Raw genomic sequence first — 20,474 nt, 5'->3', positions numbered from 1 at the left:
CCCGGATAACATGATGACCGTAGCCGCCGTAGACCGCCTGATACACCACGCGACAATTATCGAATTAGAGGGGGAAAGCTACCGACGACAGCAACAGCTTAAGCAGGCTGGAAAGAGTAAAAAGTAAGACCACTCAACCGGCCATCATAGTTGTCGCGGACCGGACAAGATAGTTGACGCCAGACAATCTTCACTGCCGTACAGGCAGCTCAGAAATGCTGGGGGATACCGGAACCGGGAAAAGTCAGCTTCACTGCCGTACAGGCAGCTCAGAAAAGGCGCGTGCGGCGGTCGGGCGTGGCGCCGTCCTTCACTGCCGTACAGGCAGCTCAGAAATGAACGCGGCCCAGTCTTTCCGGCTCATACCTCTTCACTGCCGTACAGGCAGCTCAGAAAATCGGCCGCACGGCTATTCGCGGCATCTACGCCTTCACTGCCGTACAGGCAGCTCAGAAAAGGAATAGGGGAGTACCACGGGGACCCCGCAACTTCACTGCCGTACAGGCAGCTCAGAAACCCAGCGCCCCGCTGAAACCGGAAAGCCTGCACTTCACTGCCGTACTAAGCTCATCGTTCGTTGCTCGGGAAAGGCTTGAGCGCTGTGGTGCATGAGGAGTTGCCGCCATTGTGCTCAGTTTCCGATTGCGTAGATGCTTCCTTCAGGCCGAGCGGTGCTGATACACTCTAGTTTGCATATATACGGAACACATGCGATCTGAATAAAGCTGGCATAAGGGCAGGATTGCCCGTCAAGGAGCCCCGGGATTATTGGGGTATCAAGGAAGAGGCAAGGAGCAAAGCCATGAGCGGCAAGAAAGTTGTGCTGTTGGGGGATCTAGGTACCGACCATGAGGGTTTCCCGCCCACCCCGGTAATCAACGGTTCCCCGGATGTATTCATCGACGGCAAGCCCGTCGCTCGGGTAGGTGACCAACTTGCCCCGCACTCCAAACCCAAGCATTCCCCTCATCCGCGTACTATCGCTTCCGGTTCAAGCACGGTTTTCATTAACGGGTTACCCGTTGCCACAACCGGTGGTGCGATTTCCTGTGGTGGAGTCACCATTGGCAGTAGTAGCGTGGTGGTTGGCGATACCCATGCGCCATTGCCATTCTCTGGTGTTTCGGGGGCAAATTCTCACTCTGCGCCTTTGAGCTCAGACTCCAGTACAGCAAAAAACCATACAAACGGCATGCGGGCCTCTTCCGGCGCGCAGCTGCGCAGTAGCACGTCCAGCCACGATGGTGGAGGGGCTGGCTCAGCCGCAACCCCTTCTCAGGCCACCAAGGCTATTGACGAGTCTGGCAAAACCCTTCGCCTGGGGGTGTTTTTTGATGGCACTGGCAACCATCGGGGCAATGACCAGATCCTGGCGAACCGCGATGTGACGAATGTGGCGAAGTTGTATGACCTGTATCGTGACGATGGCCTTGGCAGCAACTATCGAAGAATCTACGTGAATGGACCAGGCACCATTGACGGCCAGCACACTCCGAATGGCTTTGAGGCCTCGGAGGACCTCATGGGCTTGGGTTTGGGCATTGGGCCCGAAGGTGGGCATGACAGAATTAGCTTTGCACTCGAACGGATGCGAAGAGATATCTTTGCCGGGGACTATGAAGAAGTAGTCTTTGATGTCTTCGGCTTCAGCCGGGGCGCGGCCTTGGCCCGGCATTTTGTCAATCTGATCAATGGACAACCGGAAACGGTCCTGCTGCCCCAGTTTAAGGGTGCCTCTTTGTTCTCCCCAATGGTTGGCGTTACACCCGTACCCGCTTTCCCGTCTGGTGTGAAGGTGCGGGTCAATTTTGTTGGCCTGTTTGACACTGTGGGTAGTTTTTACCTGCCCGGAGACAACGCCAACCTGGACTTTAACTTGAACCTTTCGCCCAGCAGTGCCGAACGGGTGGTGCACCTTACGGCCCATCATGAGATCCGCAAGAATTTCCCATTGAGCAGTATTATGAATGCCAGCGGTAATGGGCCATCACACTTTACGGAAATAGCCGTACCGGGTGCCCATTCCGATGTGGGCGGCGGTTATGAAAATCCGGACAAGGGTTTCGAGAATATTGAGAAGATCGTTCTGGGCATCCACTCGGGTCTTGCGGACGGCGGCCATACCCAGCGCACAGCGATTCCGCAGCTTGAGGCGAAGTACGCGCGCCCAGGCCGGACGGTGGTAGCAGTGCCCCAGCCAAACGGCGATATCCACGTGCAGGAGCGTAGGCATACTCGTAAGGAACTAGCTATCTATAACCTGCATAGGATGCATGATTTTGCCGTGATCGGCGGTGTTCCCGTTGATGACCTAAACCGGTCTAATCCTGATCACGCCTTGCCGGCCACTCTGCAATCGGCTATCGAATCCTGGCAGTCATCGGGAGGGTCACTGGAAGCTTCTCGGAAATATCTGGGTGGATTTATCCATACCTCCCATAGCATCTACAAATTTGGGCTAGACCCAGAGCCTACTGGTCAACGGTCGATCTTTCAGAACCGGCCAACCCAAGCCATAGTTCCGTCCAATAGAGGAGTAGCGAGTGCACAGTAAGACCATTGCAAGAGCCGCTTTTTCAATCCTGCTACTGATCATGGTAACAGCATGCTCATCGGAGGCCCGCAAGTACGACTTCGCCGTGTCCGTGGCGGGAGGCCCGAAAGGCTGGCCGGTTTGGGTTGAAGACATCACATTCGATGGAACGTGGAGCGCTCGTGGCGGGTCACTGCGTGGTGGTTATGACCATATCCCCCCGGGAGGGGGCGTCGTGGGGATAAGTCCTAAACCTGCCCCCAGAACCGTGCAGGCCCGCTGGTTTTCTTTCCGAACCCAAACGTTCTATGAGGTCACTTTCTCGCTACCCGATGACCTCGATGGCAATTTACGCCAGTGGTATCGGGACTACCCGCTTGATGACTACAACCATACTCTGATTGTTGGGTTTTCGGGTAAGGGAGAAGCACTCGCCTGGTGGGAGGCGTTCTGTAACACCTGTAATTACGACCGCAGCCACGACTTTCACATACCTCTGGCAGAAAACGTTGTCGCCGAAGTTGTTGAGGGTAATCCTGCGTGGTACGAGGACATAACCTATCAGCATGTCAGAGAAGGTACGATTCCATTACCGACTGGTATGGCTGATTCATCGCCCAAGTAGCAATGTTGAAAATTAAGATACTTCATGGCCGAGCGAACCAGTCAGTTAACGTGTGCCGGCGCGCTCATTCTGACGCTCTTCGAAGATCCGCATTAGTTATTCTATTATCGCTCTGGATGGCAGCCTGCTCATCGGAACCCCGAAAGTACGACTTTGCCGTGTCCGTGGCGGGAGGGCCTGAAGGATGGCCCGTGTGGGTTGAAGAAGTAATCGTTGATCAATCCTGGAGAGTGCCGGCTGGTGGAATTGAACACGGCTTTGATCAACATCCTCCAATGGGCGGTGTGGCCGTATTGGGTCCCAAGCCTGCACCCAGCAGCGTGCATGCCCGCTGGTTCTCCTACCGGACCCAGACATTCTATGACGTTACCGTATCGCTGCCAGAGGATCTTGATGACAAACTACGCAAATGGTATCGGGACTATCCGCTTGATGACTATAGCCATACTCTGATTGTTGGGTTTTCAGGTAAGGGAGAAGCGCTTGCCTGGTGGAAGGCTTTTTGCTCCACCTGCAATTACGATCGCAGCCACGATTTCCACACGCCGCTGATCGAGAACGTCCAGGCTGACGTGGTTGAAGGGGATCCGAGCGGCTACCGATTGCAAACTCAGGAGTTGGTTGATGAGGGAAGTATGCCGTCTCCGTGGTAGCCGTTCCATGGATAAGGAGACAGGAGTGGCGCATGCGTAAGGGCCCGGCTATTGGAGCGATCTTCTTCATCCTGCTACCAATCTTTGCTTCGATCTGTTCCTTGGAACCCCGCAAGTACGACTTCGCCGTGTCCATGGCGGGAGGCCCGAAAGGCTGGCCGGTTTGGGGCATGGCGTCGCGCCTCATACGTGCGTAGAAGCTGTACGTTATGCCCTCGCTACCTGTCGCAAATACACGGATGTACATGGAGCTGGATCGGGGATAGTCTCTTGAATGCAACAAATGGACGGTGTTACTCAAGGAGGAAAAAATGGAATGTCCTGATATTACTGGACTAAAGCTTGATTATGATGATTGGGAAACCATCGAGGATATTCGCAGAAGACAAAGGGCAGGGAATATGCTCGAAATTATAATGCCCGCAGGGGCGTTGGCAACGATATTTCTTGGAAATAATTCGGCACAAGCGACCTTCAATATCAGTGGCTTTGACTTCGTTCTTTTCACGAAAGCAATGTCTCAGGCAGGAGATATTGTAAGAAAATCAATAGAAAAGGAAGCTAGAATGCAATACTTGTCTCCTGGTAAGAGCTATGAGCAGCGTCAGTTCTGGAAGGCTATCTATAGCGGCTGCACAGGAGGTATATAAATGAAACGTGTAATGATTATCTGTCTTCTTTTCCCAGGGCTTATTTTGGCTGAAGGCCCTGATTTCGCCAGGAGAACTATTGACCTGAAATTACAGAAGTACGAGGAAAAATTGGTTGCATGCGAAAGGGTCGAGAGTAATAGATATTCACCGGGAGACGATGCATTAGATGTACTGAGAAGGTATGACGACGATGATGTGAGGCGCTTTCTCGTGTCTAAAAGCTCTATATCCCTCCATAACTGCACGATGCCTGAAATAGGTGATGCATCGTTCATCGTCGGAGCCATACTCGAGTCCCGTGATGTGAGTGAGGCTACTAAAACGTATGCCGCTGACAAGCAATTTCTACTTCACGTGTCATCTTGGGGCTTCTACGAACATTTAAACAACCTTCCTCCAGATATGTTGGCTGAACTGGCGAATTATCATTATTTTGACGAGCCTTTCGATGCACTAAAAATTTTGGATGAGTTGGGTGTTTTCTGATCCAAAGGGCGCAGCCATTCTCCAGTGGCTGCGCCCTTTCTAATTAGCCCCTCAGGGCGCAATTTTCTTCTTAAGCGCCTTGGTCAGTGGCCTTGGCAGGCTCGGCAGCGATTTCAGCAGCCAGGGCAGAACCTTTCTTTTCACGCCATTCAAAGATTCTGGCACCACCGCTTCGATCAGGTGTGGGCCGGGGTTGTGTTTGGCGTATTCCATGGCTTTGATCAGTTCTTCGGCGGTGGTCACCCGGGTGCCGTGCACCCCCATGCTCTGGGCCAGCAGCGCGTAATTGGTCACCGGGCCACTGATGTCGAGTTGAGACTTGGCCTTGGCCCCGGCTTCTTCTGCACCAACCCGTTCCAGCTCCACGTTCAGGATGGAGTAGGAGGCGTTGTTGAAGATAATGGTGGTCACGTTCAGGTTTTCCCGGGCCATGGTCCACAGGGCCTGGTTGGTGTACATGGCGGTGCCGTCACCGATCAGTGCGTAAACCTGGCGGTCGGGGCAGGCGATGGCCGCACCGACCGCGTTCGGCATGCCTTGCCCGATGGCACCGCCGGTGAGGGTGATCATGTCGTGCCTCGGCGAGCCGGCGGTCATGGCGTTGAGCATCAGGCCGGAGGTGATGGATTCGTCCACAATGACGCTGTTCTCGGGCATCAGTTCGCCCACCGCCCGACACACCTTTTCAGCGGTGAGTTTGCCTTTCGGCAGTCCGGGGCGGCCAGGCGCCTGCAGCTTTGGTTGAGCGCTGCTGGCACCGAGGGTATCGGCCAGCTTCTTGAGGCTGGCGGTGGCATCCTGTTCCGGCGTGCTCAGGGTGTGCGCTGTGCAGTTGTCCGGCACCAGGTAACTCTGTTTTCCCGGGTAGGCGAAGAAGGAGACCGGCGCCTTGGCGTCCACCAGAATCAGATGGTCGAACTCGGAGAGCTGCAGGGTAGCGAGTTCTGCCAGATAGGCAATCCGCTCCACCGGCGGCAGGCCGGCGCCCCGTTCAATGCGGGTCGGGAAGGTTTCAGCAAACAGGGTGACCCCGTTGTGGGCGGCAATGCGGGCTGCTTCCAGCAGGGCGGGCTCACGCAGCGCCCGGCCACCCAGCAGCAGAGCGGTTTTCTTGCCACTGCCAATGGCCTCGGCGGCGGCCTGAACGGCGTGGTCATCGGCCGCCGGTGCCTGCGGCTGTGTTGGTGCTGCACAAGGTTTGCCGCCTTCGCCCCAGGACACGTCCGCCGGCAGAATCAGCGTGGCTACCTGGCCCGGCAAACCCCGGGCCGCAGTGATGGCTTCGGCGGCGTCCTGGCAAAGGGCTTCGGTGCTTTGTGACGTGCGCACAAAATTGGGGGAGATGTTGCGGGCCACGGTTTCGATGTCAGACTGCAACTGGGCGTCGTATTTAACATGGTAGGTGGCATGGTCGCCAACAATGTTGACCACCGGCACCTTGCCTTTGCGGGCGTTGTGCAGATTGGCCAGGCCGTTGCCCAGGCCGCAGCCCAGGTGCAGCAAGGTGGCAGCGGGTTTGTCAGCCATCCGGGCGTAGCCGTCGGCGGCACCGGTAGCGACGCCTTCAAACAGGGCCAGTACCGCTCGCATCTTGGGTTCGCTGTCCAGGGCGGCGACAAAATGCATTTCGCTGGTGCCGGGGTTGGTAAAGCAGACTTCAATACCCGAATCCACCAGGGTTTTCATGAGTGCCTGAGCGCCGTTGGTCATTGTTGTTCTCCAGCTTGGGTCAATTTGTGTGTGTTTGGCAGATCCAGGTGGGCCGCGCTGATGTCAGCAATTCGGGTGACGCCGGTCAGGGTCATGGCCAGTTTCAGTTCCTGCTGCCAGGTGTTCAGGAGTCGGGTTAATCCGGCCTGGCCTTCCGCCGCCAGGGCCCAGGCCCAGGGGCGGCCAACCATCACGCCGTTAGCCCCCAGGGCGAGGGCGCGGAAAACGTCCACGCCGTTGCGGATGCCGCCATCCACCAGGATCTCGGTGTCTTTACCAACGGCGGCAACGATATCAGGGAGTTTGCTGGCGGTGGCGGCCACACCGTCGAGCTGGCGACCGCCGTGGTTGGAGACCACGATGCCATCGGCACCCACGTTGACGGCTGCTTTGGCATCGTCCACCTCCAGAATGCCTTTGAGGATCAGCTTGCCGGGCCAGCGTTCCCGCAGCCATTCGATGGCCTGCCAGGTAACGGAGGCATCAAACTGGGTATCCACCCACTGTTTGAACGAATCCAGATTGCTGGCCTCTGGCACTGCGTCGCTCAGGTTGCCGAAGGTCAGCGGTTTGCCTTTTATGGCCACTTGCCAAAGCCATCCCGGCCGCGACAGCAGTTGCTGTGCCTTGAGGGCGACGGAACGGGCACCGCTGCTGTCCAGACCGTTGCGGGTGTCCCGGTGTCTGGGGCCAGGTAGGGGCAGGTCGATGGTGAAAATCAGGGTCTGGCAGCCGGCATTCCAGGCTTTTTTCAGCAGAGTGTCCACGTACTCCCGGTCACGAATCATGTACAACTGGAACCAGAAGGGTGCATTGGCGGCGGCTTTCACTTCGTCCAGCGGGCAGATGCCAACGGTGGATAGGGTGAACGGTACCTCGGCGGCATTGGCTGCCCTTACCGCCTGGGCTTCTCCCCGCTGTGCCATCATGCCGGCCAGCCCCAGGGGCGCCAGGGCCACTGGCATGCTGCAGGATTGGCCGGCCAGCTGGGCGCGGGTGTCTACGTTGTCGACATCAATCAGAACACGCTGGCGCAGGGCGATATCCTGCCAACCGCTGACATTGGCCCGCAGGGTTTGCTCTTCGGTGGCACCGCCGTCCAGGTAGTCTGCCAGGAAACGGGGCAGTTTACGGCGGGCGAGGATCTGGTAATCGGCGGCAGTGGCCGGATAACTCAGGGGCATGGTGTCAGCCTCCGTTGGTGATGGAACGGGCGGCCGCCCGGGCAGTCAGAATGCAACCGGGCAGGAAGGTGCCTTCCAGTGATCGCTTGCCGTTGCTGCCGCCGCCACCAAAACCGGCCGCTTCACCCACACAGTACAGGCCTCGGATGGGCTGGCCGCTGGCATCCAGCACCCGGCTTTGCAGGTCGGTACGCAGGCCGCCCAGGCTCTTGCGGGTGGTCAGTTGCATGTGGATGGCGATGAAGGGGCCGGCCCCTGGCTTCTGCAGCGGCGCCGGTTTGCAGGTACGCAGCCGGTCCGGCCCCCATTGGCGGGCGTGGCGAATCATGCGGATTTGCGGATCGTTGTTCAGTTGGCTGCCTTTGCTGAAATTGGCATCGAAGGCATCGGCGGTGGCTTTCAGGGTGGCAGCGTCAATGTCCAGAGAGCAGGTCAGGGCATTCATTTTCTTCGCCAGCCCTTCCAGAGTGTCGTCCACCAGGAAGTGACGGCTTTCGTTCTGCATCTGATTCACCAGCGGTTTGTTACCCAGCAGCAGTTCTTTCAGGAACAGGGGGAATTGCTTGTCCCGGATGCGGGCGTTGTGTTCGGCACCGGAGATGGCAAATTCTTTCAGGGCGATACGCCGGTTCAGCAGGTGCCAGGTCCAGGGTTTTTCCTGTTCGGCCACGCGCTGGCAAAGCCAGTGGGTATCGAAGCCGGTCACCAGGGGCTCCGGCCCGATGCGCTCGCCCCGGTGGTTCAGCCAGAGCGCGGATTTACATGGAATGGTAGACAGGCCATGGCCCGGGAAATGCGGGTAGGGGTGGGGAAAGCCCGCCGCGTAGTTCCACATTTCGCCGGCGTGGGTAATGCGCGCGCCCAGGTGATCTTTGGCCCAGTGGTGCAGTTTGCCATCGGCAAACGGGTGGGCACCGTTAAGCATGGTGGCCGGTTGCGGGCGATGTTTGGGCCAATTGGCCCGGCATTCGGCGTGGCTGCCGTTGATGCCGCCCATGGCCAGCACCACACTGGTAGCCTCAAACCGGACCTCTTTGCCGGTTTCCTCGTTGATGGCAATGGCGCCGCAGACCTCACCTGCCTGATGGTCCAGCCCGGTGATCCGGTGGCGGTGATGAATGGTGAGGCGGCCGCTGGCATTTTCCTCATGCAGGGCGTTAACCATGCAGCGCACCAATTCCCGGGAGGTGCCCCAGGTAACATGGTAGCGGGGCACACTATTGCCATCGCCAAACCGGCCACGTTCTACCCAGTTCACCGCCGGCATGAATTTAATGCCCTCGTTGGCGAGCCAGTCGTGCACGTCGGAACGGGAGTGTTCAACGTAGTAGCGGGCCCATTGCATGGGCCATTCATCATTGGGGTCCAGTTCACCAAAGCGCAGCCAGTCCTGGAGGGCCAGTTCCGGCGAGTCGGCAATTCCCATACGCCGCTGCAGTGGGGTGTCGATCAGCGCCATGCCACCAAAGGCCCACAACGCGAGGCCGCCAAAGCGTTCGGGAGTGTCCCGGTCAACGATGGTAACAGTCTTGCCCGCCCGCAGGGCTTCGAGGGCGGTAACCATGCCCGCCAGGCCGCCGCCGGCAATCAGGATGTCTGAGCAATCAGGTTTTGCCATGGTGCATGTCCAAGCTGTGTTTTTGGTTTTGTTGTTACAGACCATATAACGCTATGATCGGATCTGAATTGACTTCAGAGGCCAGAATAATTGACTTTAGAAGCCACTGTTTCCATGGGATGGGTCAACACCGTGATCGATGCCGCTCGCCGTCTGGGGGTTGGCGACACTGTGTTGCTCGAAACTGCGGGCTTGCCAGCACAGGCACTGGCCTGGGAGCGCTGGCCCATCGATTTCATTACCCGGCTCTGGCACGCTGCCGAGCGCTGTACCCACGATCCCGGCTTTGGCCTGAAAGTGGGCACGGGCGTGCGCCCGGCCAGCATCGATGCCGTCAGTTTTGCCATGCAGAGTGCGGCGACGCTGCGCGAAGCCATTACCCTGGTGCAGAAATATCAGCGCCTGATCTCTGACGGTGGGCGCTTCCAGATGTTGCCCGGTAGTCGGGGTACCTGGATTGTCTACCATCCAAGGCAGGGCCGGCTGGCATTCAGTCCGCACCAGATTGAGGCCGTATTGTCGGCGGTGGTGAGCCTGACAGACTGGATAGCGGGATCGGCGGTGCGGCCGGTGCGGGTTCAGTTCAGTCAGGCCCGGTTGGGGCCGGTTCGCGGTTATCGGGAGGTGTTTGGCTGCCCGGTGGATTTTGAACAGGCATTCAGCGGTTTGCTGGTGAGTCATGAGATGCTGGACAAGCCTCTGCCACAGGCAGACCCGGCCCTGGCTCAGGTACACGAGCAATACAATGCCGGGCGCCTGGCCGCCCTGGAAAAGGGAGCGGTGTCGGCAGAGGATCTGCGGCAATGGCTGGTGGCACGTGTCGGGCCAACCTTGCCCCGTCGGGCAGAGGCAGCGGGAGCGTTGGGTATCAGTGAGCGGACGCTGGCGCGCAGGCTGGAGACTCAGGGTTACACGTTTAACAGCTTGCTGGATGAGGTGCGCCAGGAACTTGCCCTGGCGGCCGTGCGAGAATCCCGCCAGTCCCTGGCGGATATTGCACTATCGCTCGGCTTCGCCGAACCGAGTACCTTCTACCGGGCCTTCCACCGCTGGACGGGGATGCCCCCGGCGCGCTGGCGCAAGCTGGAGGCAGTTTAGGCTTACAGGTTGGCTTCGGCGAACTCCGCCAGCACCGACCTCGGTACACCTTGCAGGTGAATGTGGCCTCCGTGGCGGAAGCCCTTGAAGCGCTCGGTCATGTAGGTCAGGCCGGAGCTTAGCGGGCTGAGGTAAGGCGTATCAATCTGCGCCAGGTTGCCCAGGCAAATCACCTTGGAGCCGTTACCGGCACGGGTGATGATGGTTTTGATCTGGTGCGGGGTCAGGTTCTGGGACTCGTCAATTATGATGAGGCTGTGCTGGAAGCTGCGGCCGCGGATGTAGTTCATGGATTTGAAGTGCAGCGGCACTTTGCTGAGGATGTAGTCGACGCTGGCGGTCATGTTCTCATCGTCTTCGTGCAGGGCTTCCAGGTTGTCCACGATGGCGCCCAGCCAGGGCTCCATTTTCTCCGCCTCGGTGCCAGGCAAAAAGCCGATGTCTTCGTCCAGCCCCTGGGTGGACCGGGTGGCGATAATGCGCTTGTAAAGCTTGCTGGCCACGGTCATTTCAATGCAGGCAGCCAGGGCCAGGATGGTTTTGCCAGAGCCGGCGGAGCCGGTCAGGTTGACCAGGTGGATGTCCGGGTCCAGCAGCAGGTGCAGAGCCATGGCCTGGTAGATATCCCGTGGCACCAGCCCCCAGACTTCCTCGTTCATCAGGTCGTGTTGGTGCAGGTCTTTGATCACCAGCTGGTCGTCGGAGATGTCCACCACCTGGCCGACAAAACCGTGCTCATCAATCACGAACTCGTTGATGTTCAGTCTGGCCAGTTCGCCCTCACGTTTGAGCAGGTGTTCGGTGACCCCTTCACGCTGTACCGTTTCTACCTTGGCGATGTTATCCCAGAAGGAGTTCTGGAACTCCTTGTAGCCTTTGGGTAAAAGATCAATGTCATCTAGCAGCTGATCATTGTGGTAGTCCTGGGCCTCTACGCCAAAGCCCCGGGCTTTCAGGCGCATGTTGATGTCTTTGCTGACCAGGATGATGTCGCGGGATTTGTGCCGGGCCTGCAGGGCGGCCAGGGTATTGATGATCTTGTTGTCGTTCAGGTGTTCCGGCAGGGAATGATTGCCGATGCCCTCGGTGCTCATGATGATCGACAGGGTGCCCAAAGGCTCCGCCTTTTTGCCGCGAACAATCGGCACACCTTTTTCAATCACTTTCGGGCTGGCGTCGCCCAACAATTTGTCGATGTTGCGAATGGCCTGGCGGCAATCGGCGGCGACGGTCTGTTTGCCGGATTTGAGGCTGTCGAGTTCTTCGAGAACCGTCATCGGAATGATGACGTCGTGTTCTTCAAAATTCAGGAGGGCGTTCGGGTCGTGAATCAGGACGTTGGTGTCGAGGACGTACATTTTTCGGCGAGCTTGCGGTGCTCTTGGCATAGGTAGGGCTACCTCTCTGGTGGCTCAGTCGTTCTCGGCGCAGCGTTGCGTCAGTTCCTTCTGGGAAATCAGCTTCAGCATATCGTAAGTGGTTATGATACCGGTAATTTTTGAGTCCCTGGTGACAAAAATACGGTGCAGGTGTTCGCGCATCATGATATTGGCAATGTCTCGCACCGGGGTATCTTCGTCAACCGAAAGCACGATGGGTGTCATGATATCGCGCACTTCAACCGGCACTTTGCCCATCTCTTCAAAGATAACCATGCGTAGCCGACGGGCTTCTTCCTGTTCCTCGGGGGTCAGCTGCGGTTGATCACCGGTGCGGCTGGCGTTCCAGCGGAATTCGGTGATGTCTTTGAGGGTGGCGATGCCGATGATGTCGCCGTTGTCGTCTGTTACCGGGCTGCCGGTGATTTCGTTGTCCGTCAGAAAACGCGCCAGCCGGTCCATGGTCCAGTGGTGCGGTACGGCTTTAACGGTCGGGGTCATGATCTCATGGGCGAGAACGCTCATTGGTGGGCTTCTTCCATTTGCAGTCCTTTTGATGAAGCTTAGCCGTTCCTTGGCTGTCCGTCACCCCTGTCTCTGTGTCTTGATCAACCCTTGGTCACGGCTGGTCAGCGGGGACGACCGCCTGAAGATTGCCGTTCTCGCCCCATTCAAGTTGGTAGCCCTGATACTTGTCTTCTTTGGCCACGGCCTCCAGCGCTTGCAGGGACTTCACTGGAATGTCGACCAGCAGATTATTCACTAGCCAACCGGGGAGAGCTCCGTTGGGTTCCGTGTGCTGAACCCAGACCATACGGGTTTTGTCGCCGTCCGGGGTGAAACGGTAAAGGGTGTCTGAGCGATCAACCCGAACCCGGCTGTTGAATTCGGCCCGCATACCCGGCACGGCATTCAGGTCCATCACCACTTCGCCGGTGTCGCCGTTGCCCCGGGTGCGTATGCGCAACACGTAATCACGGTCAGTCACCGGCCAGGGCATATCGTTGACGGAGTAAGCATAGCGATCGTGGAAGTCGCCCTGGCCAAAGGCATAGGATTCGGTGCAGTTATGGACCCATTCCTTGCAGGATTCGGGATTGATCATCACTGCCATCAGGTTTTCCAGGGGAACGTCCAGATTGGCCACGGCCTTGAAGGCCTGAAACCCGGAATTGCTCTGGTCCATGGTGTAAATGCGAATGTTGTCGACTTCCTTGCGCAGGGTCCACTCCTGGGCATCCTCCGGCGGGAGTGAAGGGTGATCGCTGGCCAGGCCGGGCAGGGTCAGGAATATGAGGGTGCTTACCACACCCACCATAATGCCCTTGAAGCCATGGGCTCTGATTATTGTCATAAGCTACACTTCCTTGATGAAGGTGCGCTGAGTCTAACATGGTGCCGGTTTCTGCTTTTTGGCGGGAATATGGGATTGTGAACCAGGTAGCGTACTGGTGCGCCACAACTCATGAATGGCCTGATCTGACGATTATTATGACCCTGAAGAACCTGATTGATGCCAAGGGCAGAATAGCACCGGGTGTGATGGAGCAGCCGGTTGAGACCATCAACTATATGGATTATGACCTGCGTACGGTCATGGACCGGCCCCGGTCCCGATTGGCCCGGCGCTGGCGGTTCAATCAGTTCCAGTTTGTCAGCGCCATGGCACCGGGCTGGGTGTTCGGCATGGCGATCGTGGACCTGAAACTGGTGGGCAACGGTTTTTTCTATCTGTTTGATTTTGAAAGCGGTCAAATGTTTGAGCAGTCATTCATGCAGCCGCTGGCCAGGCACACTGATATTGAACCCTATCCTGAACATGGTCATGCCCGGTTCCGCAAAGGTGACGTGTCGCTGGCCATCGAACCGGCCACTGGCGGCCGTAACATCCGGGTGACGGCCCCGGGAAATATTCGGGTGGACCTGGAACTCCGAGACACTGACCAACCCCTCAGGCTGGTCTGCCCGGCAGGCTACAATGGCTGGGTTTTTACCCGCAAATCCGCCGGGGTCCCGGTTGAGGGGGAGGTGCGTTGGGGCCAGCAGGTATGGCGCTGTGATGAGCAAACCCGCGGCTCTATTGATTGGAGTTGTGGCTTCATGCGCCGGGAAACTGCCTGGAATTGGGCCTGTCTGGCCGGGGTAACCGAGCAGGGGGTGTCTGTGGGGCTTAATCTGGCGGCCGGTGTGAATGAAACCGGGATGACCGAGAACGCCCTGTGGCTGGATGGCCGGTGTGTGAAGCTGGGCGCCGCCCGCTTCGAATTTGACCGATATCGGCCGGGTGCCGATTGGCGGGTTACCACCGAGGATGGCCTGGTGGACCTGAGTTTTGTGCCTGCAGGCACGCGCAAGGAACGGCTGAACGCTGGCGTGCTTGCCTCCAATTTCCGGCAGTTTGTGGGCACCTTCCGGGGAACGGTCAGAGATGAGGCGGGCCAGTCAGTCCCCGTAGACGGGCTGCGGGGACTGATGGAAGACCACTATGCCCGCTGGTAAGGCGGGCGCAGCGATTACTTTTCCGGCAGGGTGACGTTCAGCTCCAGTACCGAGCAACTTTCGTTACGGTCCACGTCCACCTGAACCATATCGTCACTGATCTGGACATATTTGCGAATTACGTCCAACAGCTCCTTCTGGAGCTGTGGCAGGTAATCCGGCATGTCACGCTGGCCCCGTTCGTGGGCCACGATAATCTGCAACCGTTCTTTAGCAACGCTCGCAGTATTGGTCTTCTTGCTTCGGAAATAATCCAGAAAACTCATCCCTTAGCCCCCTTTGAACATCCGTGAGAAGAAACCTTTTTTCTGGGAGGTCATGAAGCGATGTTCGCGCTCCTCTCCCAGAAGCCGGGCAACGGCGTCGTCATAGGCCTGGCCGGCATCGCTCTGGTCTTCCAGAATCACTGGCAGGCCCTGGTTGGAGGCGTTCAGTACCACCTGGCTCTCCGGGATCACGCCTAACAGCGGTATCGCCAGAATTTCTTCGACATCGGTCACCGACAGCATCTCGCCACGCTCTACCCGGTCAGGGTTGTAGCGGGTCAGCAGCAGGTGTTCCTTGACCGGGTCCTGTCCCATCTCGGCGCGCCGCGACTTGCTCTGGAGGATGCCCAGGATTCGGTCGGAATCCCGTACAGAAGAGACTTCCGGGTTGGTGACTACAATGGCCTCATCGGCATAGTACAGAGCCATCAGAGCGCCGTGTTCGATCCCGGCCGGCGAGTCACACACGATGTAGTCGAAGGTTTCCGACAGCTCGTTGATGACCTTTTCCACACCGTCTTTGGTCAGTGCTTCTTTCTCACGGGTCTGGGAGGCGGGCAGAATAAACAGCGTGTCTACCCGCTTGTCTTTGATCAGCGCCTGGTTGAGTGTGGCTTCGCCCTGGATCACGTTGACGAAGTCATAGACCACGCGGCGCTCACAATTCATGATCAGATCGAGGTTGCGCAGGCCCACATCGAAGTCGATTACGACGGTCTTGTGGCCGCGCTTGGCAAGGCCGGTACTGATTGAGGCGCTGGTGGTGGTTTTGCCAACGCCGCCCTTTCCTGAGGTAACGACAATGATTCTAGCCAAGGTTCAGTTCCTGTTTCGCAGTGGATTCGTCATGTCTTCAACGTTGTTATTGGCTGTCACAACATCAGGCCTTGTCCAGTGGCGTCACCACCAGCAGGTCGTCCCTGAGCTGGATCTGCACAGCGCTTTTCCAGCCATTGTCCTGAAGATCTTCGGAGATTTTATAGTGTCCGGCGATGGACACAAGCTCTGCTTCAAGTGACTGGCAGAATACCCGGGCGGTTTCAGCCCCATGGATGCCTGCCAACGCCCGCCCCCTGAGTGGTCCGTACACGTGGATATTGCCTGCGGCGAGCACTTCGGCACCGGCCTGAACCGGGGCCAGGATGATCAGGTCCCCTTCCGGCGCATAGACCTGCTGGCCCGAGCGAACGGTTTGGCTGACGATCTTGGCCGCAGCCGGTTCGCTGGTGGGAACGTCAGCGGGGCTGGAGGTCTCGGCTTCCGGACTGGAGGCCTCATCAGGCTTTGTCCGGGCCGGTGCCTGTTCCCGCAGGCTGCTGCCAGGAAACAGGGCCAGTGAGGCTCCTCGAGCCAGGCGGCGCTGGTCGTCGTTGCCGGCACGAACGCCAATCACATGGATGTTATGGCGGCGGCAGGTACCGATCATCTTGAAGAAGTCCAGCTCACTGTCCAGCCCCTCGTATTTCTCCAGGCTGATCACCAGGGGGATATCTTTGAAAAATCCCGGAGCCTGGCTGATCTTGTCCCGGAGATTGGCTTCGAACTCGTCGTTGTCGAAGTAATAAAGTTCCAGGGCTGTCAGCGAAACAGAGGCACTTTTCAGCTGGAAACTCTGTTTTAGCCCGGAGGCGGCGGTATCGCTCATGAATCAGTGTCTTCCCTGGTGGCTTACTGGTTGGGTTCGTTGCGGGCTCGCAGTGGCTGCTGATCAAACCGGATGCCAGACCAGCCCGTGCTGATGAACTGGCGGATGTTTCCGTGACTGTCGCCCGCAGGGTCGCCCAGCACCTGTTGATAGTGTTGGGCGAACAGGTTCAGGGTGTCCGCCTCGCTCAGGTTGCAGTACTGGCCCAGTGCGAACACCCGGCAGGAACCGGCGTTTTCACCGGCATCGTTTCGCACCGGGCCATTGTTGAAGCCCGTGGGCTGAAACTCGAAATGCTGGTCGATCAGCGCCAGGGTGTCATCAAAATTGGCGTGGCCCGCGTCGAGGGAAGCCAGGTGGATGCGTACTGCCTCATTGACGTTCATTATTTGTGATCCTGCTTCGGACCAATCTGATATTTTTCTTTCCACTGCTCATAGGGCATGCCGTAGATTTCTTCCCGGGCGTCCGGATCGGATAGCTCAAAGCCTCTTTCCTGTGCTTCTGCCCGGTACCATTTGGACAGGCAGTTGCGGCAGAAGCCCGCCAGGTTCATCAGGTCAATGTTCTGCACGTCGGTATTCTGGCGTAAATGCTCCACCAGGCGCCTGAAAGCAGCGGCTTCGATCTCAGTGCGGTCAGACTCGGGTATGGGGTTGGTCATGGGGCCTCGCAGAAGACGTTCCGGTTTGGTGTTAGGGTTCCTGACATTCTCTGCATGTTAGCTTAAGATACAAGGCTGTATAAATGTACAGATTGTTTACGCGAGCCCACGGACCATGCCCCAGCGCAAGATCATTCATGTGGATTGCGACTGCTTCTATGCGGCGGTCGAGATGCGCGACGACCCAACGCTGAGGGACGTGCCCCTGGCGGTTGGCGGCGCCGAGGGCCGGGGCGTGGTGACCACCTGCAACTACCGGGCACGGGCCTTTGGTGTGCGCTCGGCCATGCCCGGCAGTGAAGCCCGCAGGCTGTGCCCGGGGTTGGTGACCGTGCCGCTGGACATGGCGCGATATCGGGCGGCGTCTCAGCAGGTAATGGCCATTCTCCGGGAAATGACCGATCTGGTGGAACCCCTGTCGCTGGATGAAGCCTTCCTGGATGTGTCGGACATAACGGATCACCGTGGCAGCGCCACCCTGATGGCCCGATACCTGCGGGAGAGGGTCCGCCAGGAGGTAGGTATTACCATCTCCGCCGGCGTGGCCCCGAACAAGTTCCTGGCCAAGATTGCCAGTGACTGGCGCAAGCCCGACGGCCTGTTTGTGATCACGCCGGAGCAGGTGCCGGAATTTGTCGAATCCCTGCCGGTGGAAAAACTGTTCGGTGTGGGCCAGGTGACCGCCGCCAAGCTGCATTCCATGGGCGTGAAAACCTGCGGTGACATGCAGTTGCTGGGGGTGGACACCCTGATTGAGAAATTCGGCAAGCAGGGCTACCGGTTGTTTGAAATGGCCGCAGGCCGGGATGAGCGGCCGGTAATCGTTTCGCGGGTGGCGAAATCGGTCAGCGTGGAGCGGACGTTTTCCCAGGATCTGCCGGATAAGACCGCCTGTGAAACCGTGATGCCCGCCCTGGTGGCGGATCTCAATCTGAGACTCGCCAGGAAGGGGCGGCAGAAACCCATCCACAAATTGTTTGTGAAGATTCGCTACAGTGATTTTTCAACCCATACCCTGGAGCGGGTACGGGAGTCGGTGGCCGAACCCGAGGTTGCCGATTACCAGCCCCTGCTGGATGAGCTGGTTACCCGGGCCGATCGCCCGGTCCGTTTGTTGGGGGTGGGCGTGCGTTTTCGCAACGATGAGGCACCGGTTACCCAGCTGAGGCTGTTCGACTGATCTTTTCCCAAGTGGCTATATCCCCGCCTTTTTTAGTGTAAATCGGTCTTGCGCTCTCTTTGACGTGACATTGTGTCATATCTAGTTTTAGGTTGACGATTTCCTGCTGTAATCGTTGCGGGCCAGGCCCGCCCATTAAAATAACAAGTGCAGGAGAGCAAAAAATGAACAAGCCTGACAGGTGGTCCCGGTGTCGCCATAGCGCGCTGGCCGGGTTGTTATTATTAGCCTTTGCCGCCCCCGCCGCTGCGGAACTTGGCGACTACGGGTTCTGGCGAACCCTCGGCAATCTGGTTGCGCCTCCCGGAGCGGATAATCCGGTTACCTCTGACCAACGCCAGGGAGAATACCCCCTGCTGGCAAATCCGCCTGGGTACAACGACGGCTTTTCGCCCGGTGCCTACTACCAGTGGCAGACGGTTCCACTGGCGCCGGAAACCGGGGCGGTATGTGGCAACGGTTCCGAATACAAGTTCTTTGTAAACCGGGTGCCCAACACCTCCAATACGGTGGTTTATTTTGAAGGCGGCGGTGCCTGCTGGGACTATGAAAGTTGCAGCGGTCAGACTGGCATTCGTGGTGCCCGGAACCCCGATGGCATACCGGACGACTACCTGTCGTTGTTGAACCCCGGCGCAAGCCTGGTCAGCCCGTTTGTGGTGCGCCTGCACCCCTGGAGCCGGGTGAAAACCCAGAACTGGAATATGGTCTACGTGCCTTACTGCACTGGCGACATCTACTCCGGTGACCGGGTAGCGGTGTACCAGGACCCGGAGGGTGAGGCTGAACCATTGGTCTGGCACCACAACGGGCTGCGTAATAGCCGGGCGGTGATTTCCTGGTTGAAAGACAATCTCCAGCGGCCCGGGCAGATGCTGACAACTGGCTGCAGCGCAGGTGGCATCGGTGGCTTGACAAACTATTATCCGGCCCGCCGGGACATGGCGCCCACCCGCAGTTTTCTGATCAACGACTCCGGGCCGGCATTCAGTGCGCCGGTAGGGGCAGATCCACAACAGTACCCCTCGGTCTTGCTGCAGGGTTTGATCCGGCAGGTGTGGGGGCTGGATCAGGACAATGGGCCTCTGGCCTATCTGAAGTCTGGTTTGCCCGGATTAAACCTGAATGACCTGGGGTCGCTGTATCCCGCCCTGGCCAGTGCATTACCTCAGGATCGCATGGGGCATACTCATTTCTGGCGCGATCTGAATTACTCATCCTACTCCTACGAACGTTTCTTCGATGACATCGAACAGGCGCCGGATCAGGCTACCAAGGAGGCCCTGCTTCACCAGAAATGGGCGCAGGATACCGAACGCCTGAAAAATACCCTGGCCGGGCTGGATAACTTTGGTTACTACCTGCCCATGTTCCGGGATGTGAATGAAAGCCACTGCACCTCAATCATCGAGTTCGCCAATTCGGATATTCAGGAACTGGGCCTGGAACTGGACCACTTCGTGAACAACGTGATGAACGGCAGCGGTTCGGTTATGCAGGCTTCAGAGACCGACACGGTGGCGGATTACAACAAACCGTTCAATCTGCTCTACTGGTCGCTGGACCAGTTGCTCTGAGGGTCTGGTTCGGGCTGGCCCATGGTCTCGATCCGCGCTTCTAGCAGGCGTTGACGCAGATACTGGTCTCGGGTCAGCCCTCCGGGTATTCGGTCCAGGGCCATGACCTCTTCAACAATCTCTTTCTCCCGGACCTTGTAGCGATCAAACTCGGGTTTAGGGGCCGACCGCCAGGCCTCAAGGCGCGCCTCAGACCGGGCCTGATAGCGTTCGATCAGTTCTGTGGCCGCCGCCTTGGCGGCCGCTTCGTCCTGCTCCAGCAGCTGTAGCAGGGCGAGCCTCACCATGAGCGCTTCTGGCGCGCTGACCTGGGTTTCCTGCTCGTAGCGGGCCAGCTGCTGTTCCAGTTGGTCGGCCCGGTTCTGTCGTTGCTGGGCGTCCAGTTCGGCTGCTTCCTGGAAAAAGCGTTGCAGCTCTTCCTCGAAATCGAGTCGTTGGGCGAACTGAATGACTCTGGGGTCTTCCAGCAATGCCTGTTGCTCGGGGGTCAGATCGATCGGTACTGGCGTGTCGGCAGGGGCGTGTGAAAGGGGATCATTGGGGGCACCGTCGTCGACCTGCCCTGGCGGTGTGTCGGCCGGTTCAGGCCAGAGTAACACCAGTGCTGCTGCGGTGGCCACGGCAATGATGAAGGGTTTTCCGTGCTTCATGACGGGCTCCGGCAATAAGGCTTCGGAACCAGTTTAGACCAGATTCTCAGGGAC

22 protein-coding genes and 1 CRISPR repeat array are annotated in these 20,474 nt (G+C 58.1%); of the genes, 10 read left to right on the top strand and 12 right to left on the bottom strand.

What is annotated here, in order from left to right; translation table 11 throughout:
- The 6 genes from J122_RS24790 to J122_RS10875 form a co-directional block, all read left to right on the top strand.
- Positions 1 to 127 (top strand): ATP-binding protein (locus tag J122_RS24790; RefSeq protein ID WP_227510175.1); only part of this gene is annotated, 127 nt, incomplete at its 5' end.
- 61 nt (positions 128 to 188) lie between these two features.
- A CRISPR array of direct repeats spans positions 189 to 516; the repeat unit is 28 nt; unit sequence CTTCACTGCCGTACAGGCAGCTCAGAAA.
- A 286-nt stretch (positions 517 to 802) separates the two neighbouring features.
- Complete coding sequence (locus J122_RS21150) at positions 803 to 2,554, top strand: type VI secretion system PAAR protein (protein WP_156471749.1); 1,752 nt, start codon at positions 803 to 805, stop codon at positions 2,552 to 2,554.
- A complete protein-coding gene (locus J122_RS10890; protein ID WP_197463842.1) occupies positions 2,544 to 3,158 on the top strand; it encodes a DUF2931 family protein in 615 nt (204 codons plus the stop codon). Before J122_RS21150 ends, J122_RS10890 begins: the two co-directional genes overlap by 11 nt.
- Before the next feature lie 2 nt (positions 3,159 to 3,160).
- Positions 3,161 to 3,811: a DUF2931 family protein gene (locus tag J122_RS10885; RefSeq protein ID WP_082780561.1), complete on the top strand. Its 651-nt coding sequence runs from the start codon at positions 3,161 to 3,163 to the stop codon at positions 3,809 to 3,811.
- A 311-nt stretch (positions 3,812 to 4,122) separates the two neighbouring features.
- Positions 4,123 to 4,461, top strand: a complete 339-nt coding sequence (locus tag J122_RS10880) for a hypothetical protein (protein ID WP_061332327.1) — start codon at positions 4,123 to 4,125, stop codon at positions 4,459 to 4,461.
- A complete protein-coding gene (locus tag J122_RS10875) occupies positions 4,462 to 4,950 on the top strand; it encodes a hypothetical protein (protein ID WP_061332326.1) in 489 nt (162 codons plus the stop codon).
- A 51-nt stretch (positions 4,951 to 5,001) separates the two neighbouring features.
- Here J122_RS10875 and J122_RS10870 read toward each other — a convergent pair whose 3' ends face one another.
- Genes J122_RS10870 through J122_RS10860 form a run of 3 tightly spaced genes read right to left on the bottom strand, consistent with a single transcriptional unit; the run spans position 5,002 to position 9,462 of the window.
- On the bottom strand, positions 5,002 to 6,660 hold the full coding sequence (locus J122_RS10870) for an acetolactate synthase large subunit (RefSeq protein ID WP_061332325.1): 1,659 nt from the start codon (positions 6,658 to 6,660) through the stop codon (positions 5,002 to 5,004).
- Positions 6,657 to 7,844, bottom strand: a complete 1,188-nt coding sequence (locus J122_RS10865) for an L-lactate dehydrogenase (protein WP_061332324.1) — start codon at positions 7,842 to 7,844, stop codon at positions 6,657 to 6,659. Before J122_RS10865 ends, J122_RS10870 begins: the two co-directional genes overlap by 4 nt.
- Before the next feature lie 4 nt (positions 7,845 to 7,848).
- Positions 7,849 to 9,462, bottom strand: coding sequence for an FAD-binding dehydrogenase (locus J122_RS10860; protein ID WP_061332323.1), 1,614 nt, complete (start codon positions 9,460 to 9,462; stop codon positions 7,849 to 7,851).
- Positions 9,463 to 9,576: 114 nt separating this feature from the next.
- Between J122_RS10860 and J122_RS10855 the strand changes: the two genes are divergently transcribed.
- Positions 9,577 to 10,560 carry an AraC family transcriptional regulator gene (locus tag J122_RS10855; RefSeq protein ID WP_227510172.1) on the top strand — a complete coding sequence of 328 codons (984 nt, stop codon included), beginning with the start codon at positions 9,577 to 9,579 and terminating at the stop codon, positions 10,558 to 10,560.
- A gap of 2 nt (positions 10,561 to 10,562) precedes the next feature.
- On the opposite strand, the gene J122_RS10850 is transcribed toward J122_RS10855, so the two are convergent.
- The 3 genes from J122_RS10850 to J122_RS10840 all read right to left on the bottom strand — a co-directional run bounded on the left by J122_RS10850 (position 10,563) and on the right by J122_RS10840 (position 13,293).
- On the bottom strand, positions 10,563 to 11,948 hold the full coding sequence (locus J122_RS10850) for a PhoH family protein (RefSeq protein ID WP_061332321.1): 1,386 nt from the start codon (positions 11,946 to 11,948) through the stop codon (positions 10,563 to 10,565).
- A 24-nt stretch (positions 11,949 to 11,972) separates the two neighbouring features.
- A complete protein-coding gene (locus J122_RS10845; protein WP_058091756.1) occupies positions 11,973 to 12,464 on the bottom strand; it encodes an HPP family protein in 492 nt (163 codons plus the stop codon).
- Positions 12,465 to 12,558: 94 nt separating this feature from the next.
- The gene (locus J122_RS10840) at positions 12,559 to 13,293 is read right to left on the bottom strand and encodes an START domain-containing protein (protein ID WP_061332320.1); all 735 of its coding nucleotides are present in this window, start codon (positions 13,291 to 13,293) and stop codon (positions 12,559 to 12,561) included.
- Between the two features lie 137 nt (positions 13,294 to 13,430).
- Here J122_RS10840 and J122_RS10835 point away from each other — a divergent pair, with 137 nt between their 5' ends.
- Entirely contained in the window at positions 13,431 to 14,438 is a 1,008-nt protein-coding gene (locus J122_RS10835) for a DUF2804 domain-containing protein (RefSeq protein WP_061332337.1), read from the top strand.
- A gap of 14 nt (positions 14,439 to 14,452) precedes the next feature.
- On the opposite strand, the gene minE is transcribed toward J122_RS10835, so the two are convergent.
- The 5 genes from minE to J122_RS10810 all read right to left on the bottom strand — a co-directional run bounded on the left by minE (position 14,453) and on the right by J122_RS10810 (position 17,013).
- A complete protein-coding gene (gene minE, locus J122_RS10830; protein WP_061332319.1) occupies positions 14,453 to 14,704 on the bottom strand; it encodes a cell division topological specificity factor MinE in 252 nt (83 codons plus the stop codon).
- 3 nt (positions 14,705 to 14,707) lie between these two features.
- On the bottom strand, positions 14,708 to 15,520 hold the full coding sequence (minD, locus tag J122_RS10825) for a septum site-determining protein MinD (protein WP_061332318.1): 813 nt from the start codon (positions 15,518 to 15,520) through the stop codon (positions 14,708 to 14,710).
- A 64-nt stretch (positions 15,521 to 15,584) separates the two neighbouring features.
- Positions 15,585 to 16,349 (bottom strand): septum site-determining protein MinC, encoded by a 765-nt coding sequence (gene minC, locus J122_RS10820; RefSeq protein ID WP_061332317.1) that lies wholly within the window; start codon positions 16,347 to 16,349, stop codon positions 15,585 to 15,587.
- 23 nt (positions 16,350 to 16,372) lie between these two features.
- The gene (locus tag J122_RS10815) at positions 16,373 to 16,735 is read right to left on the bottom strand and encodes a HopJ type III effector protein (RefSeq protein ID WP_061332316.1); all 363 of its coding nucleotides are present in this window, start codon (positions 16,733 to 16,735) and stop codon (positions 16,373 to 16,375) included.
- Positions 16,735 to 17,013, bottom strand: coding sequence for a DUF1244 domain-containing protein (locus J122_RS10810; RefSeq protein ID WP_058091762.1), 279 nt, complete (start codon positions 17,011 to 17,013; stop codon positions 16,735 to 16,737). Before J122_RS10810 ends, J122_RS10815 begins: the two co-directional genes overlap by 1 nt.
- A 115-nt stretch (positions 17,014 to 17,128) precedes the next feature.
- On the opposite strand from J122_RS10810, the gene dinB reads away from it, so the two are divergent.
- Complete coding sequence (dinB, locus tag J122_RS10805; RefSeq protein ID WP_061332315.1) at positions 17,129 to 18,193, top strand: DNA polymerase IV; 1,065 nt, start codon at positions 17,129 to 17,131, stop codon at positions 18,191 to 18,193.
- A 164-nt stretch (positions 18,194 to 18,357) separates the two neighbouring features.
- Complete coding sequence (locus tag J122_RS10800; RefSeq protein WP_061332314.1) at positions 18,358 to 19,770, top strand: pectin acetylesterase-family hydrolase; 1,413 nt, start codon at positions 18,358 to 18,360, stop codon at positions 19,768 to 19,770.
- On the opposite strand, the gene J122_RS10795 is transcribed toward J122_RS10800, so the two are convergent.
- Positions 19,743 to 20,420 (bottom strand): hypothetical protein, encoded by a 678-nt coding sequence (locus J122_RS10795; protein ID WP_061332313.1) that lies wholly within the window; start codon positions 20,418 to 20,420, stop codon positions 19,743 to 19,745. The genes J122_RS10800 and J122_RS10795 overlap by 28 nt on opposite strands.
- Positions 20,421 to 20,474 lie beyond the last annotated feature (54 nt).

It is taken from the genome of Marinobacter excellens LAMA 842, from assembly GCF_001574445.1.
In the GTDB taxonomy this organism is placed as follows: domain Bacteria; phylum Pseudomonadota; class Gammaproteobacteria; order Pseudomonadales; family Oleiphilaceae; genus Marinobacter; species Marinobacter shengliensis.
Note: the sequence above shows the minus strand (reverse complement) of the source record. Positions and strands in the feature narration are given on the sequence as shown.